Origin of the sequence: Rhizobium sp. PL01 (assembly GCF_033447125.1) — a bacterium.
Taxonomy (GTDB): domain Bacteria; phylum Pseudomonadota; class Alphaproteobacteria; order Rhizobiales; family Rhizobiaceae; genus Pararhizobium.
In genome coordinates this window covers 50152-65599 of the sequence record NZ_JAWQUM010000020.1, presented here as the reverse complement: position 1 = coordinate 65599, position 15448 = coordinate 50152, and the positions used below count along the sequence as shown (strand labels likewise).

Genomic DNA, 15448 nt, shown 5'->3' with positions numbered 1-15448 from the left:
TTCGAGTAGTACGCCTCTTTGGCAAAACGGGTCTCCCGGGTTCGATGCGTCGCGCATCTACCTCAAGCCGATCTTGCTCCCGAGGCCTTTGAGCCACGGATTTTTGCCACTTGGCATTTTCCCAACTGACCTGACGTGAACGGCTGACGGAGCGATTGTTCGTATTTCTGCGTCCGCGTCTGCGCGTCTTTTTGATCCTTCGAGAGGACCTGGTTTCGTAGTTGCGCCGGGGAGGAAATAATGCGCGAAGCACGATATATAATTGTTGATACCCTCGCGGCAACGGTGGATGAACTGTGCCTGAAATTCGGCACTTGGAAGACTGCGCGCGCGTTGCTTCGGGCCGCCTTTAGACGTCGTCAGACGAACCAGATTTCGCATCTGTCAAACCGTATGCGCCGCGATATCGGTCTTCCGGAGAGCGAGGACGTACTTCTGGAAGCGAGATTTTCCCTTTGGGATATCCGGCTTTAGGATTCGGCCGCCGCCCAGCAGCGGCGGATGTTGAGGACATTGCAGCCAACGGCGATGTCACGTTGTTTGATACCTGTCCGCGAATCACCGGAATCCCTGTCCCGAAATTAGTGAAAAACGCACGCTGGTACAATGAGAAGCGTATCAAGATATCGCTGGGATCGCTCAGCCCAGTCGAATATCGTAAGAGCCTCGGACTGAACTTATGAAGCAGTCCAACTTTTTATCCGCATCCCCGGTGTTGATTTCCACGCGGAACTGAGCCGGGTCGGATCAGTTCCGCGTGGAAATCAACACCCTTGGACTGCGAAGCAGGGCGCCTCGTCCTGCTTCCCGGGGCCGCGCGAGCGGTGGGATGGAGGGGGAAATAGTCTTCGCGAGGAACCGGCTGCAGGGAACGGGAGCGCAAGCGGGAATGGAGGAAGCTGGGCGGAAGACTATTTTGGGGGCGAGAAGGGCACCCCCCTGTTCCCCCATCAGACGCAACAAAGCGCGCCAGCGGCGCGACCATGCAGGCGAGATGTCGCCGATCGCGCGAAGGATCGTCACGCGAATGCGCCGAATCCGTCAGGGTTCGGTGGAGCCGGCATGCCAGCGGAGTAGAGCCTGGTCCGCAGGATGCGCAACCCCTTGCGCTCGTTACTCATCATCGGCTTGACCACATCGATCATGAGGTACAGTATGATACAGATCGGTCTCTATCTTAATGAGTTGACATATGCCACGCCCACTCGACCCCGCCAACAAACGGCAACAGATCATCGATACGGCCTATGAGCTGTTTTCGCGGTCTGGCTATCATGCGACTGGTACCGATCGGATCATCGCCGAAGCCAACGTGGCAAAGATGACGATGTATCGCAATTTCTCCACCAAAGACGCCTTGATCGTCGAGGTCCTGAACTATCGTGCTGCTCACTTTGACGCACGGCTCGATCGCCTTGCCGAAGGTGCCTCAACTCCGAGGGAGAAGATCGATACAATCTTCGACTGGTACGAGCGGTGGTTCATGAGCATCGATTTCCATGGTTGCCTGTTTGCACATGCCCTTGCGGAGTTTGGTGAGCCGGGGCATCCGGTCTTCGATGCCGTAGCCGAACATAAGAACAGCCTCAAGGACCGTCTGCTTCGTATTCTTGGGCCAGCAATGAACGAGGACCAGGCTATATCTGCATCTGATGCCATCTTCATGTTGCTCGAAGGCGCGACCCTGATGGCGCAGATGGGCCAAGGGCCGAAAGCCATCCGGCACGCCCGGCAGGCGGCATCCAGCATTCTCGGCATTGCTGACGGGTAAGCTAACTGGCTCAGACCTGCCCGATTCCGACCACTGCGAAAGTTCAGAATTTGCGCCTCGAAGGAACTCCCCTCGGCGTCACGTTGATCGTGGCCTCGGTATTCATGCTCGCCTTCGGCGATGCCGTCGTCAAGCAGAGCAGCGCCGACTTTTCGATTTGGCAGCTCTTCGTCGCGCGGGGGTTGGTCACTGTTCCGCTGCTCTTCGGATTCGCAAGGCTAATGGCTCCAGCTTCGTCACTATTGCCGAAGGCCGTGGGCTGGGTCTTTATCCGCAGCATGCTGATCGTGCTGATGTGGATCAGCTATTATGCTGCACTCCCGTTCATGAGTTTGTCGGTGGCAGCCACAGCGCTCTACACGACGCCGCTTTTCATCGCGCTCTTCTCCGCCACCCTCATTGGCGAACCCGTCGGTACCAGGCGTTGGCTGGGAATCCTGTTGGGCTTTATCGGAGTGCTGGTCATTCTGCGCCCGGCCGCAAATGACTTTTCGCCGGTGGCGCTTCTTCCGATTCTTGCAGCCATCTTGTATGCCCTTGCAGCAGTCATCACGCGAAGCAAATGCGCCGACGAGGATCCGTTGAGCGTAGCCATGGGCCTGAACCTGTGCGTCGTTATTACGGGCGCACTCGGCGTAGGCGGCATTATGTTTGTTCCAATCGCTGGCGAACCGACCTTTCCGTTTTTGCAGAGCCCGTGGATGGCGATGAGTGGTTGGACATGGGCAATCATCGTGCTGCTTGGCATCTTGCTGGTTGCAGAAAGCATCGGCGTCGCCAAGGCCTATCAGATAGCACCCGCTGCAATCATCGGCACTTTCGACTACAGCTACCTGGTGTTCGCCGTATTCTGGGGCTTCGTTTTCTTCTCGGAAATACCGGACGTGCTCTCAATCCTTGGCATATGCCTTATCCTGACGGCGGGATGGTTGGTGGTGCGGGGCTCGTCAAGAGATTAGGTCTCCCTGGGGTCGGTTCAGGCAGGGACGACGACGGTCATGGCAGGAACCGCCATTTGCAGTCATTTAGAGACGCGATATTGCCGAACGATGACAAGCGATTCATTCGATGAAGAAACGGAGGCGAACCGCTGCGCCAAGATCGACGGGGGTAGTTGTCTGCGCTTGAGTTTGATCTGCTGTTATCGGCATGATTGGCCTCCAGAGAGTTTTCTAGCGACCTCACTCTGCCACGGTGCAGGCCGCTACGCACCCCTGATGGGATCTCAAGGCGTCTGATTTGGCTCCGGCCCGGCTAATACGTTTGCGCGGGCACCCGGCCATGTTTCTCCTGTGCGTTACACTCTGCCGGGGCTTCGGCGTTGTCGGCCATTTTATCTTCATCCTGCAAAATGACGGGCGTGATTACCGCTGCCCGACCTTTTTAACTGAGTGCGACAAGAGCCTCGGCAGCGTCACCGTCAATAATAAGGCCATTAATGATTCCGCTCTTCAGCAATCCCTTTGCCGCCGACGCCTTATCCTGTCCGGCAATAAGCAATATGACTGGCATCTTCTTGAGCTCCTCGAACCCAAGAGCAATCGTTCTCTTGTTGAGATCGTGATCGACCTGCATGCCTTCGCTATCAAAGAAGATGCCGTTGGTATCTCCGATCGCTCCACATTTTCTAAGGCTTTCCAGCTCGGCGCGAGAGATCATGCCTTGGCGGCGCAACAAAGAGTCCTCTGTCAGTTCACCGGCGCTGATGAAGCATACCGATGCCGAGCGCGCGATCTCCATCGCTTTGACCACTGAGCGTTGGGATAGGAGGACTTTTTTGTCCTCGATAGAATCTGCAATGAAAGGCACCGGGAGAAAGAAACCCTCACCACCCGTTCTTCGGGCCAGCGCATGCACCACCTCAAATGGATTATAGGCGCTGTTTGCCGTTAGCGAGCCCATGATTGAAATGAAGCGAGCATGGGGCGCGCGAACGCCTGCCAGTTGTAGCGTCATCTGCTCGATCGTGCGCCCCCAGCCCGTTCCAATCGTTACGGTTTCGCTCTCTGAAAGCAGGGATTTCAGATGGTTGGCGGCGGCTACGCCGACGGCGCGAAAGGCGATCTGTTTGCGGACTTCGGTGTCTGCATCCTTGGCGTCCTGGAAGCCGAAGGCTGGTGTGGAGATACAGAAGTCGAGACCATAAGTCATCCGCAGACGGTCTTCGAACGGTAACATGCCAACGCGTTGATGGTCGATGGAGATGCTCACCAGTCCGCTGTCGCGGGCTTCTGAAAGCATCTTGTTGACGCGTGCACGGGTGACCCCAAGCCTTCCGGCTGTTTGCTCCTGATTGAGGCCTCCAACATAATAGAACCAGGCCGCGCGTACCATAAGTGCTTCTTCGCTATCGGACATATTTTCTCCCGCATATTACATATGTATTTGTGATTGACATTTGTAATGAAGTCAATTTAGATTTCGGTCGTTCGCTGTTTAAAGACCGCGAATGGAGAAGCGGGTCAATGTGGAGGGCTCGCAAGCGGAGGAGAACGCAATGACTAAATTTTGGAAGCGGATGGCTGCGGCAACCGCAATGACATTTTTGATTGGCGCATCCGGCGCGAATGCCATGGACATCGCGTGGGTTCATGCCAACGCCGCCGCGCAGTCGGAGCAGCGCGTGAAAGCCGGTTTCGACGCCTGGTTGAAGGAAAAGGGCAAGGATTGGAAGATCAGCCTGCTCGACAGTGGAGGATCTGGCGAACGGACGGCATCGAACCTTCAGGATGCGGCGTCGCGCGGGGTCGATGCCATCGTCATCACCATGGCGGATTTACGCGCATCGCGCGCGGCACTCGACGCGGCTATCGCGGCGAAGATTCCGGTTTTTACAGTCGATAGTGGATACATCACCGGTGTCATGGTCGATATCACCACCAACAATTGGGCGATGTCATCTGACGTCTCGCCCTATCTGCTCAACGAGCTTGGAGGCAAGGGGAACATCATCTTCTTGCGCATGGCTGAACATCACGGCACCCGCAAGCGCGGCGACGTGATGGAGACCATCCTCAAGGAATATCCGGATATCAAGGTTCTGGCCGAGCACAACATCGATTACACCGCCTTCTTCGAAGACACGACCTCGACTATGCAGGACTATGCCGCCCGCTTCGGCGATCAGATCAACGCTGTCTGGGCGCCCTGGGACGAACCGGCACAGGCGGCCATCAACGCGCTGACGGCCGCAGGCCTGAAAAATGTCAAGGTCATCGGCATCGACGGACATCCGCAGGCGGTGGCCGAGGTGTGCAAGCCGGACGGCCTGATGATCGCTACCGTCAGCCAGCCCTTTGAGAAGATGGGCGCGCAGGTCGGTGACTGGATCGAGGCCATCGTCGAGAAGAAGGAAGACCCTGCAAAAGTCATCCCGTCGAAGACGGTCTATCTCGATGCACCACTCGTGACCAAACAGAACTGCAAGGACTTCCTCCCCAAGTGACCGCAAGGCCGGTCCCGGCGTGAGGTTGGGACCGGCAGTCACAGGACCGTAGTGAGGAGGAGAGACCCATGTCCGTCAGTCTATCCGGAATTGTCATGCAATATCCCGGCACGCGTGCGCTTGATAATGTCTCCGTCGATTTCCGCTACACGGAGGTCCATGGACTGATCGGCGAAAACGGTGCGGGCAAGACAACGCTGGTCAGCATCCTGGGCGGCAGTAAGCAGCCGACGGGAGGCGTTGTCGCCATCGACAGTCAGCCGGTAACGTTGCACAATCCGGGCGATGCGTTGCGCAAGGGCATTGCCCATGTCTCGCAGGAAGGCAGCCTCGTGCCGGGCCTGACCGGCGCGCAGAACATCCTGCTCGGCGACGAGCCAAAAGTGGGATTCGGCATCATCAGCAAGACGAAATTGCGCCAGCGCGCGCGCGATCTGCTAGCACGCTGGTTTCCACAGCTCGATATCGATCTCGACGCGTCGGTCGAAACCCTGCCCATGGCCGACCAGAAAGTCATCGAGATCGTCCGGGCGTTGCGCGGAGAAATTCGCCTGCTCATTCTGGACGAACCGACAGCCACACTTCCCGCCCGCGAGAAGGAAAGCCTCTGGAGCATCATCCGGACGCTTCCATCCAAGGGTGTGGGCATAGTTTTGATCAGCCACTTTCTCTCTGAAATTAAGGCGCTCAGCGACCGCGTGACCGTGCTGCGCGATGGGCGGCACATCGCTACCCTTGCGGCAGACGACACCAGCGAGGCGCAGCTAATCGATATGATGCTGCAGCGTTCCGGCAAGACAGAATCGGCTGCCACGGACACCAAAACCCTTAAAAGCATCGGCGAGACCGTGCTGGACATCCGCGACTGGAAAGCGGGCAATATAAGCGTAGAGAAATTTTCCGTCCGTGCTGGCGAAATCGTAGGGCTCATCGGACTAACCGGAGCCGGACACTTCGGCTTTGCGCGCACGCTTTATACCGGGACGGGCGCTATGGCCGGAGCATACCGGTTCTGCGGCAAGGCTCTGAAGGCCGTGGACGCGCGCACCATGCAGCGCAAGGGCGTCGCCTTCATTCCCGACCAGCGCATGGAAAACTCGCTAATCGGCGACTGGGACGTGCGCGAAAACCTCGCCATGGTGCATCCCGACTACGGGACGTTTGGCTCGACCGGTGTAATTTCACCTGCACGGGAAGCGCGAGAAGCCAATGCCATCATGGCGCTTCTCAATGTAAAGGCGCATTCGCACAGCCAGATGATCAAGGATCTGAGCGGCGGCAATAAGCAGAAAGTGTCGATCGGCAAATGGCTGTACGGGGCCGAGAGCCGCTATCGCCTAATGATTTTCGTGGAACCGACCGAAGGTGTCGATATCGGTGCCAAGCGCGAGATCCACGCACAGCTGCGAAGGCTCGCCGCGCAGGGCGCAGCCGTTGTCGTTGCCTCATCGGATCTGTTGGAAATCGCTGATATCGCCGACCGCGTCGTGCCCTTCGTCAACGGCGAGGCCGCAGCCAGCCTCGAACGCCCGGCCTTTTCTGAGGCACGTTTCATTTCCGCCATGGCAGGAGTTTCCCCATGACCGCCGAGTCCCCAGCCTCATCCAAGACCGCCCGTCCGAGCACTTCCTCATCTAGCCCGGTACACCGCGACTGGATACTTAAATACAGCACGCTCTTTGCGCTCATCCTCCTTTTTCTCGGCTTTGCGCTGACGGTGGACCGGTTTCTCACCACCTCCAATCTGCTCAATATCATCCAGCAGATTTCGATGCTGACCATCGTGGGTGCTGGCCTGACCTTTGGCTTCGCTGCCCGCGAGATGGACCTGTCCGTCGGTTATATGGTTGGTCTTGCCGGAATTCTGGTGCCGCTGCTTCTGATCTCCGGCGTACCATTGCCCTTGGCGCTTCTGGCCGGTATCGCTGCAGGCTTCGCCGTTGGTGCGGTCAATTCGGCGTTGGTCACGCTTGTCGGCGTGCCGTCGCTCATCGCCACGCTCGCTACGGGTTCGATCCTCTACGGCATAAACTTTTTGATGACGGGCGGACGCGCCATCTATGGCGGTTTGCCGGAGGAATATCTGTTTCTCGGCCAGGGCCAGCTTTTCGGCATTCCGGTGCTGGCCTACTTCATGGCTACTTTCGTGGTGCTTGCGTGGTTCCTGATGGAGCGGACCATTTTCGGCCGCTACATCTACGCGGTGGGCGGCAACCTGAAGGCGGCCGAACTGTCCGGCGTCAACGGTCGGTTCTACCGCGCTGCCGCTATGATCGTGTGCAGCGTGTTTGCGGGCATCGCTGGCGCGTTGCTGGCCGCCCGCCTCGGCTCCGGCCAGCCCAATGCGGGCGAACGTTACCTCCTGGATGGTCTGGCCACCGTGTTCATCGGTATGACCATGTTCCGGCCGGGGACGGCGACGATCACCGGCACCTTCTTCGGCGCGCTGTTCATTGGCGTCATCAACAACGGGCTCAACCTCATCGGCATGGACACGTATATCCAAAGTATCGTGAAGGGCCTGATCATTCTGATTGCGGTGGCCATCGTCTCCCGCACCACCAAGCTCAAACTTCTCTGAGATCGAGGACGGCATATCCATGACAATCAAAACCGAACTGTCCGGCGATAGTAGCGCCACGCAAGGCCACACCAATTCCAATTTGCTGGATCTCTATCGCACCATGCGGCGCATCCGGACCTTTGAGGAACGCGTCGGCGAACTTTTCATCCGCGGTCAATCGGCCGGCTCAATGCTGCATCTGTCGATCGGCGAGGAATCGACCGCTGCCGGGGTCTGTGACGCCATGCAGCCGCAGGATACCTTCACCACCCATCACCGCGGCCACGGCATCTTTTTGGCGCGCGGCGCCGATCCCAAACAGATGATGGCGGAAATCGGCGGCAAGGAAACCGGCTATTGCAAGGGCAAGGGCGGATCGATGCACATCGCCGACATGGCGCTCGGGCATCTGGGAGCGAATGCGATCGTAGGTGGCGGCATTCCGGCGGTGGTCGGAGCGGGCCTGTCGTCAAAGTACTTCAACAAGGGCTCTGTCTCCATCGCCTTCTTCGGTGACGGCGCAATGCAGCAGGGCATTCTCTACGAAAGCATGAATATGGCGGCCCTTTGGGATTTGCCGGTGCTGTTTGTCTGCATCAACAACCAGTACGGCATGGGCACCCGCGTCGATCAGGCCACCCGCAACACGGCCTTCGATCAGCGCGCCAAGGCCTTCGGGCTGAACGGCGCGGTCGTGGACGGTCTCGACGTCGAGGCCGTGCAATCTGCCGCCCGCTGGCTGGTGGACGACGCGCGCGGGGGCAAGCCCGGCTTTCTTTCCATCGACGTCTACCGTTTCTTCGGCCATGCTCGCATGGACAAAAGCCCCTACCGCCAGGAAGAGGAAGAGCTGGAGGGCCGGAAGAAGGATCCAGTGCGCTTTGCCCGCGACCGCCTGATCGAGACCGGTCTGGAAAAGGAAGCGTTTCTCGACGATCTCGACAAAGCCATCGCAGCCGAAATGGATGCCACCATCGACTTTTCCGTCGACTCCAAGGCGCCCCCGCTCAGCTCGATGTTCCGCGACGTCTATGCCGTCGGCGAGCCGGAACCGGAGCCCGTCAGAACCCGAATCGACCGCGTACTTGCCAGGGATGAAGCATAATGACCGCGATGACCTATAGAGACGCGCTGCGCAAGGCGCTGGACGATGCAATGATGGAAGACAAGTCCATTGTCGTTATCGGCGAGGAAGTCGGCCGGTATGGCGGCGCATATGGCGTGACCAAGGATCTCATCAAGATCCATGGAGCGGACCGGCTGATCGACACGCCTATTTCGGAGCCTGCCATCATCGGAGCAGCCGTCGGCGCGGCCATGACGGGCCTGCGTCCAGTGGCTGAGCTGATGTACATCGACTTTCTCGGCATGACCATGGACCAACTCGCAAACCAAGCGGCGAAAATCCGCTATATGTTCGGCGGCCAGACCGGAGTGCCGATGGTGCTGCGCACGCAGGGTGGCACGGGCCGGTCCGCCGGCGCTCAGCATTCCCAGAGCCTTGAGGCCTGGGTCATGCACACGCCGGGCCTGCGGCTCGCCATGCCGGCGACAGTGGCTGATGCCTATCATCTGCTGCGCCAGAGCCTGACCAAGCCCGATCCGGTCGTCTTCATCGAGCACAAGGCGCTCTACACCCGCAAGGAAGTCGTGGATCTCGACGCCGAGCCTCTGCCGTGGGGCAAGGCCGCAGTGCGCCGCGAAGGCAAGGATCTCGTCATCGTCACGTATTCGCGTCAGGTGCATTACGCGATGGAGGCAGCCGAATCTCTGTCAAAGAAAGGCATAGAGTTGACCGTGATTGACCTTCGCACGCTCAACCCGCTCGATTTCGACACTGTGCGCGAGCATGTCGAACGGGTAGGCAAGGCGATGGTAGTAACGGAAGCCGTCATGACATCCGGGGTTGCCGCGGAATTGTCAGCCCGCATCACGGAAGAATGCTTCGATTTCCTCGAACAGCCGGTCGTGCGCGTGGCGGGTGAGGATATCCCGATCTCCGTATCGCAGGACCTTGAAACCAACAGCGTTCCCACCGCCGCCCTGATCGCCAGCATTGCCGAGAGAATGGTGAGATGACTGAACGAATGCTAAAGATGCCTCGCCTCGGCGAGACCATGGATGAAGGAAAAGTCGTAGGCTGGCTCATCCAGCCCGGCGATGCCTTCAAACGTGGCGACCCGATCATCGAAATTGAGACCGACAAGACCATCGCCGAATTTCCAGCGCTTGGCGACGGCACGTTGCATGACATCATCGCCGTTGTCGGCGACACGGTGGAAGTCGGTCAGCCGCTCGCCCGCATCGATATTGGTATCGGCCCAGACTGGACCGCCGAAGATGGCGACATGCCTGCGGAAGAGCCAGCCGTTCCGGCTCAGGTCACGCTGACAGCTATGGTGGAAACCGATCTCGACATGCCGCGTCTCGGCGAGACGATGGAAGAGGGCCGCGTTTCCAAGTGGCTAAAAGCGCCGGGTGACAGCTTCGCACGCGGTGAAGCCATTATCGAGATCGAAACGGACAAAACCATTGCCGAATTCCCCGCATTGATGGAAGGAACGCTTGTCTCCATCCTGCGGGGCGACGGAGAAATGGTGGCGGTTGGCCAACCCATTGCCCGCATCGCAATTTCGGCATCGGATGCTCTGGACGTGAAAACTGCCGAGGCGGAAGCGCCTACTAAACCCTACTCCGCGCCACACGTGCAAACAGAAATCCAGGATCGCGCCGCCGCTACAGACGGACCTGTTCGCGCGACCCCCGTGGCTCGCCGTCTGGCGCGCCTGCATGGTGTGGATCTCCAGAGCGTTTCGGGCACCGGGCGTCGGGCGCGGGTGGAAAAGGCCGATGTGCTTGCCGCCCTTTCCGGCACGCCGCAAGCGAACGGCAAGGCGCCGGACGATGTGTTGTTTGCGGACCTGCCTCGCGGCCGCATGGCCTATCTGGACACGGGCAATTCGGCAGGCCGCACCGTTCTTCTGCTTCATGGATTTGCGGGCGACCGCACCACATGGGCAGCGGTTGCCTCCGGGCTGAAGCGCGCCGGACATCGCGTTCTCATTCCCGACCTGCCTGGTCATGGGCTGACGCAGATTGCGGCATCCGCCGCGGCCGATCTGTCAGCAGATCTCGCCGCATTTCTCCAGCGCGTCGCCCCGGCCGGGTCGTTCGATATCGTCGCGCATTCGCTCGGATGCGTGGCGGCCGTGGATTTCGCCGTGATGGTTCCGGATCGGGTGGACTCGCTGACGCTTCTCGCTCCGGCGGGTCTTGGACCAGAGATCGATGGCGACTTCGTCCGTGGCATGGCGCAGGCAACAGTGGCTGCGGAAGTGTCGCATCTCCTGCGGCGGCTGTCGGTCAATCCCGTCCAGCTATCGGATGGCGCGCTAACCGCCCTTGCAGCGGATCTGGCGAAGGGGGGCCTGGCAGCACTTGCCTCCGCTATTGCTGGTCCATCAGGACAAAAGGTTGACTGCATCTCCAAGCTTGAAAAGCTGGCGGCTAGCGTGGGAACACGCGTCATCTTCGGTCTGGAAGATCGCATCATCCCGTGGCGGCACGTGACATCCGTTTCGCCGCGTGTCGCCATCCATCTCCTGTCCCGCTCCGGCCACATGCCGCAATGGGACCAGCCGAAGGATGTTCTCGATATCCTTCTTTCTGAAAGAGCATGAGGTTAACAGATGAGCGCTGCAACGGACACTCTGAAAGAAACCCAGCGCCGCATTGGCACCTTTGCCAAGATCAGCCCAGAGCTGTTCGGCGGTTTTGCTCGCATCAGCAAGGTGGCTACGACGGCAGGTGCATTCTCTTCGGCGCAGCGAGAACTGATCGCAGTCGCCATTGCCGTGTCGAAAGGATGCGACGATTGCATCGTCTATCACGTTGATGCCGCCATGAAGCACGGGGCAACCGAGGCGGAGCTGGTGGAAGCGCTTGAGGTCGCTGTCGAAATGGGTGGTGGTCCGGCGGTGATGTATGGCGCAAAGGCGCTGGAAATCCTGCGGGGACTGCAATAACGGAGGAGGTCTGCTGCTCTGGAGGGATCGGCAGAGGAGGAGAACATAAATGGCCTACTTTCTGACGGCGGATGGCGGTACCGAGAGCCTTCGCGCCCGCATTTACGATCTGTCGGGCACCTGCCTCGGCAGCGTCGCCGTTCCCTATGAGACGAAGTTTTCAAGCGGCGCGCGCGCCGAGCAGAACCCCGAGGACTGGTGGAACGCTTTTGTGACCGCATCCTGTCAGGCTATCACCGAGAGCCGGGTGGATCCCAAAGCGATTGAATCGATCTGCCTTGCGACCACCAGCTGCACGGTGGTTGCGCTTGACCGCGACGGACGCGCGCTTCGCCCCGCCATCATCTGGATGGATGTGCGCGCCAATGCGGAGGCCGACGCGGTGCTGGCAACCGGCGATGGTGCCCTAATAACCAATGGCGGCGGCAAAGGGCCGGTTTCGGCCGAATGGATGATCCCGAAGGCCTTGTGGATTGCCCGCAACGAGCCGGAGATCTTCAAGGCGGCGCATACGATCTGCGAATATCAGGACTTCATGACGCTGCGGCTGACCGGCGAGCGTGCCGCCAGCCTTAACAACGTCGCGCTTCGCTGGCATTACCAGACGGATCGAGGCGGATGGGCGACATCGCTGGTCGAGGCGCTCGGCATACCCGAACTGATGCAGAAATGGCCACAGCGCGTGGTGGCTCCCGGCGAAGTGGTTGGCACGCTCACCGCCAGGGCGTCCGAAGCGCTGGGGCTTCGCGCGACGGTCAAGCTCGTGCAGGGCGGCGCGGATGCGCTGATCGGCATGATCGGTCTTGGCGTGGCGCGGCCGGGGCAGCTCGCGCTGATCACCGGCTCCTCTCATCTGCAATTCGGTGTTTCGGAGACTCCGCTCAACGCCCCCGGCATTTGGGGTAGCTATCCCGATTGCGTCTATCCAAAGCGATACATCGTCGAGGGCGGACAGACCTCCACGGGTTCGATAATCGCCTGGCTCGGGCGACTGATGAACGGCACGATGAATCTCGACGAACTGAACCGCAAAGCGGTGGCGCTGGAACCGGGCTGCGACGGGTTGATCGTGCAAGATCATTTCCAGGGCAATCGTACCCCCTATACCGATCCGCTGTCCCGCGGCGCCATTATCGGCCTGACGCTTGCGCATGAGCCGGCTCACATTTTCAGGGCCATCATGGAAGGGATCGGTTTCGGCACCCGCGCGATCCTCGACGCCATGGCGGAGGCGGGCTATAGCGGCCAGGAGATTACCGTCGGCGGCGGAGCTGGGGCATCGGATCTCTGGCTGCAGATCCATGCCGACACGGCGGGCCTGCCGGTTTGCGTGCCCGCATCCCGCGATGCGCCGTCTGTGGGTTCTGCCGTGCTGGCGGCCCATGGCGCCGGCCATTTCGCCACGATCGATGACGGGATCGCTTCGATGGTCAAACCCGGAAAGCGCATCGAGCCCCGCCCGCGCGAGACAGCGCTCTATAACGAGATCTACCAACAGTACCGGGCGCTCTATCCCGCCCTGAAATCCATTCGCGAGTTGAGGGGAACCACGGTATGACGGGAGACGCGGATTTCAGGCTGGACAGCAAAGTCGCGGTGGTAACGGGTGCTGCCCGTGGAATAGGCCGGGCGGTCGCCGAACGGTTGGCGGCCGCCGGTGCGCATGTGGTGATTGCCGACCGCGACGCGGCCGAAGCGGCTGTCGCAACGTCCGCAATCGAACAAGCGGGCGGCAAGGCGAGCGCCGTTTCGCTTGATGTCACGGATCGCGACCAGATCGCCGAGGTGGTCAAGCGTCTCTATGCGGCGCATGGCGGGATCGATATTCTCGTCAACAATGCGGGCATCGTTCGCAATGCGCCGGCCGCCGAGATGAGCCTCGACGACTGGAAATCCGTGATCGATATCGATTTGGGCGGGGTCTTTAATTGTTCGCAGGCCTTCGGCCGGCGCATGATTGCGGATGGAAGAGGCGCAATAGTCAATATTTCGTCCATCTGCGGCGAGGTGACGGTCTATCCGCAGCCACAGGTCTCTTACAATGCGGCGAAGGCGGGGGTGAACCTGCTGACCAAATCGCTGGCGGTGGAATGGGCCAAGCTGGGCGTGCGCGTGAACGCTGTCGCGCCCGGCTATGTCGGCACCGAACTGACGTTGCGGGGGCGCAGCAACGAGGAATGGTTTGGCACTTGGATGAGCATGACGCCGATGGGTCGCCTCGGCGAGCCGCGAGAAATCGCCAATGCCGTTCTATTTCTCGCTGCCGATGCATCAAGCTACATCACCGGCACGGTGCTGACGGTCGATGGCGGCTATACGGCCATGTAACCTGGAGGAATTGAAAAATGAGCGAACAGACGAGAACGGTGCTGGTCACCGGTGCAAGCCGCGGAATCGGCAAGGCCATCGCAGTGGGCATGGCCAAGCGTGGCTATGATGTGGCAATCAACGACATAGAGCGTCAGAAAGACGTACTTTCAGACGTCGCGCTGGAGATCGAGGCGCTAGGCCGCAAAGCGCTTGTGGTGTTCGCCGATGTCAGCAGCAAGGCTGATGTCAGCCGGATGGCGGATGAGATCGCTGCCGCCTTCGGCCATCTCGATGCCGTGGTCAACAATGCCGGCATTCTGATTTCCGGCGATGTCGAAGGCCTGAAAGAAGAATACTGGGACAGCGTCATGGACGTGAATGCCAAGGGCACCTTCCTTGTCATCCAGTCGGTCCTGCCGATGATGAAGGCCCGCAAATATGGCCGCATCGTCAACATCGCGTCTATCGGCGGCAAGCATGGTGCGCCGGAACAGGCGCATTACTCCGCCTCCAAGGCAGCAGTCATGGGGTTCACACGGGTTCTGGCGCAGGAGGTCGGTGGCGATGGCATTACAGCCAATTGTGTCTGCCCCGGCATCATCCTGACCGATATGGGGCGCGTCAATCTCGACGATCCGACTGTCCGGAAGGCTTGGCAGGACAAAACCGCCATGCGCCGGATAGGTGATCCGGAGGATGTGGTGGGCGCAGTCGCTTTCTTGGCATCAGATGATGCGGCGTTCATTACCGGACAAACACTTAATGTAGATGGTGGTATTGTGTTGAGTTAGTTGCGATGTCCTGATCCAAGTCGGCGAGTTAATACTCGTCCTGTCGATCGGTCTCAGTACTGAGTTTCAGCAAGATTTCCACCGCGTTTTCATTTCGCCTAGTACCCCCCACTCTACAGCGCAATCAAGGCAGCGGTCCGAAACTTGGTGCGTAGCGAGGCACCGGACCTACGAGGCACCGACATCCGCGCCAATGTGATGTCGCCTGGCCCGATTATGACGGAGCTGGCACTGGAAGTTCTCGGTGACGAAGGAATGAACACAATCGGAGCTACAACGGTACTCGCACGCATGGACGAGCCATCAGAGACTGGGGCCGTTGCTGCGGTCCTGGCATCTTCGGATTGAAGCTTTAAACTGGCGGCGAAGCCTTTCGATACAGGCCTGGCACAGGTCTGATAGCGAGCCGCAGGAAATCGTAAGGCTGTGCTCTACGTCGCGAGCCTCTTGCCAGAGGTGAGGGACAGCGTTCAGATGACACGGTCACGTACGCGCGACCTTGAAAGAGGTCGAGATCGCAGGGGGTTAGCTAGTCAGACGCCC

Annotated in this window: 14 protein-coding genes and 2 pseudogenes; 15 read left to right on the top strand and 1 reads right to left on the bottom strand. The window is 59.5% G+C overall.

Features of this window, described 5'->3' with window-relative positions; translation table 11 throughout:
• The first annotated feature begins 240 nt into the window (after positions 1-240).
• From R6X40_RS30975 to R6X40_RS30960, 4 genes and pseudogenes are all read left to right on the top strand, one after another.
• On the top strand, positions 241-474 hold the full coding sequence (locus R6X40_RS30975) for a DUF1127 domain-containing protein (protein ID WP_318418967.1): 234 nt from the start codon (positions 241-243) through the stop codon (positions 472-474).
• Between the two features lie 122 nt (positions 475-596).
• Positions 597-683, top strand: a pseudogene (locus R6X40_RS30970) (IS3 family transposase); the annotation flags it as partial.
• 509 nt (positions 684-1192) lie between these two features.
• The gene (locus R6X40_RS30965; protein WP_318418965.1) at positions 1193-1771 is read left to right on the top strand and encodes a TetR/AcrR family transcriptional regulator; all 579 of its coding nucleotides are present in this window, start codon (positions 1193-1195) and stop codon (positions 1769-1771) included.
• An 83-nt stretch (positions 1772-1854) separates the two neighbouring features.
• Positions 1855-2730, top strand: a complete 876-nt coding sequence (locus tag R6X40_RS30960; RefSeq protein ID WP_318418964.1) for a DMT family transporter — start codon at positions 1855-1857, stop codon at positions 2728-2730.
• A gap of 424 nt (positions 2731-3154) precedes the next feature.
• Here R6X40_RS30960 and R6X40_RS30955 read toward each other — a convergent pair whose 3' ends face one another.
• Complete coding sequence (locus R6X40_RS30955; RefSeq protein WP_318418962.1) at positions 3155-4129, bottom strand: sugar-binding transcriptional regulator; 975 nt, start codon at positions 4127-4129, stop codon at positions 3155-3157.
• 139 nt (positions 4130-4268) lie between these two features.
• Between R6X40_RS30955 and R6X40_RS30950 the strand changes: the two genes are divergently transcribed.
• From R6X40_RS30950 to R6X40_RS30900, 11 genes and pseudogenes are all read left to right on the top strand, one after another.
• Positions 4269-5216: a sugar ABC transporter substrate-binding protein gene (locus R6X40_RS30950; RefSeq protein ID WP_318418960.1), complete on the top strand. Its 948-nt coding sequence runs from the start codon at positions 4269-4271 to the stop codon at positions 5214-5216.
• Between the two features lie 68 nt (positions 5217-5284).
• Positions 5285-6799 carry a sugar ABC transporter ATP-binding protein gene (locus tag R6X40_RS30945; RefSeq protein ID WP_318418959.1) on the top strand — a complete coding sequence of 505 codons (1515 nt, stop codon included), beginning with the start codon at positions 5285-5287 and terminating at the stop codon, positions 6797-6799.
• A complete protein-coding gene (locus R6X40_RS30940) occupies positions 6796-7797 on the top strand; it encodes an ABC transporter permease (RefSeq protein WP_318418957.1) in 1002 nt (333 codons plus the stop codon). The genes R6X40_RS30945 and R6X40_RS30940 overlap by 4 nt, the downstream gene beginning before the upstream one ends.
• 19 nt (positions 7798-7816) lie before the next feature.
• Positions 7817-8884 (top strand): thiamine pyrophosphate-dependent dehydrogenase E1 component subunit alpha, encoded by a 1068-nt coding sequence (locus R6X40_RS30935; RefSeq protein ID WP_318418956.1) that lies wholly within the window; start codon positions 7817-7819, stop codon positions 8882-8884.
• Positions 8884-9858, top strand: coding sequence for a pyruvate dehydrogenase complex E1 component subunit beta (locus R6X40_RS30930; protein ID WP_318418955.1), 975 nt, complete (start codon positions 8884-8886; stop codon positions 9856-9858). Before R6X40_RS30935 ends, R6X40_RS30930 begins: the two co-directional genes overlap by 1 nt.
• Before the next feature lie 8 nt (positions 9859-9866).
• Positions 9867-11459 carry an acetoin dehydrogenase dihydrolipoyllysine-residue acetyltransferase subunit gene (locus R6X40_RS30925; protein ID WP_318418953.1) on the top strand — a complete coding sequence of 531 codons (1593 nt, stop codon included), beginning with the start codon at positions 9867-9869 and terminating at the stop codon, positions 11457-11459.
• A gap of 9 nt (positions 11460-11468) precedes the next feature.
• Positions 11469-11804: a carboxymuconolactone decarboxylase family protein gene (locus R6X40_RS30920; RefSeq protein ID WP_318418952.1), complete on the top strand. Its 336-nt coding sequence runs from the start codon at positions 11469-11471 to the stop codon at positions 11802-11804.
• A 49-nt stretch (positions 11805-11853) separates the two neighbouring features.
• Positions 11854-13362 (top strand): FGGY-family carbohydrate kinase, encoded by a 1509-nt coding sequence (locus R6X40_RS30915; RefSeq protein WP_318418950.1) that lies wholly within the window; start codon positions 11854-11856, stop codon positions 13360-13362.
• The gene (locus R6X40_RS30910; RefSeq protein ID WP_318418949.1) at positions 13359-14132 is read left to right on the top strand and encodes a 3-oxoacyl-ACP reductase FabG; all 774 of its coding nucleotides are present in this window, start codon (positions 13359-13361) and stop codon (positions 14130-14132) included. Before R6X40_RS30915 ends, R6X40_RS30910 begins: the two co-directional genes overlap by 4 nt.
• A 17-nt stretch (positions 14133-14149) precedes the next feature.
• Positions 14150-14905 carry an SDR family NAD(P)-dependent oxidoreductase gene (locus tag R6X40_RS30905; RefSeq protein WP_318418948.1) on the top strand — a complete coding sequence of 252 codons (756 nt, stop codon included), beginning with the start codon at positions 14150-14152 and terminating at the stop codon, positions 14903-14905.
• Positions 14906-15019: 114 nt separating this feature from the next.
• A pseudogene (locus tag R6X40_RS30900) lies at positions 15020-15253 on the top strand (SDR family oxidoreductase); the annotation flags it as partial.
• Positions 15254-15448 lie beyond the last annotated feature (195 nt).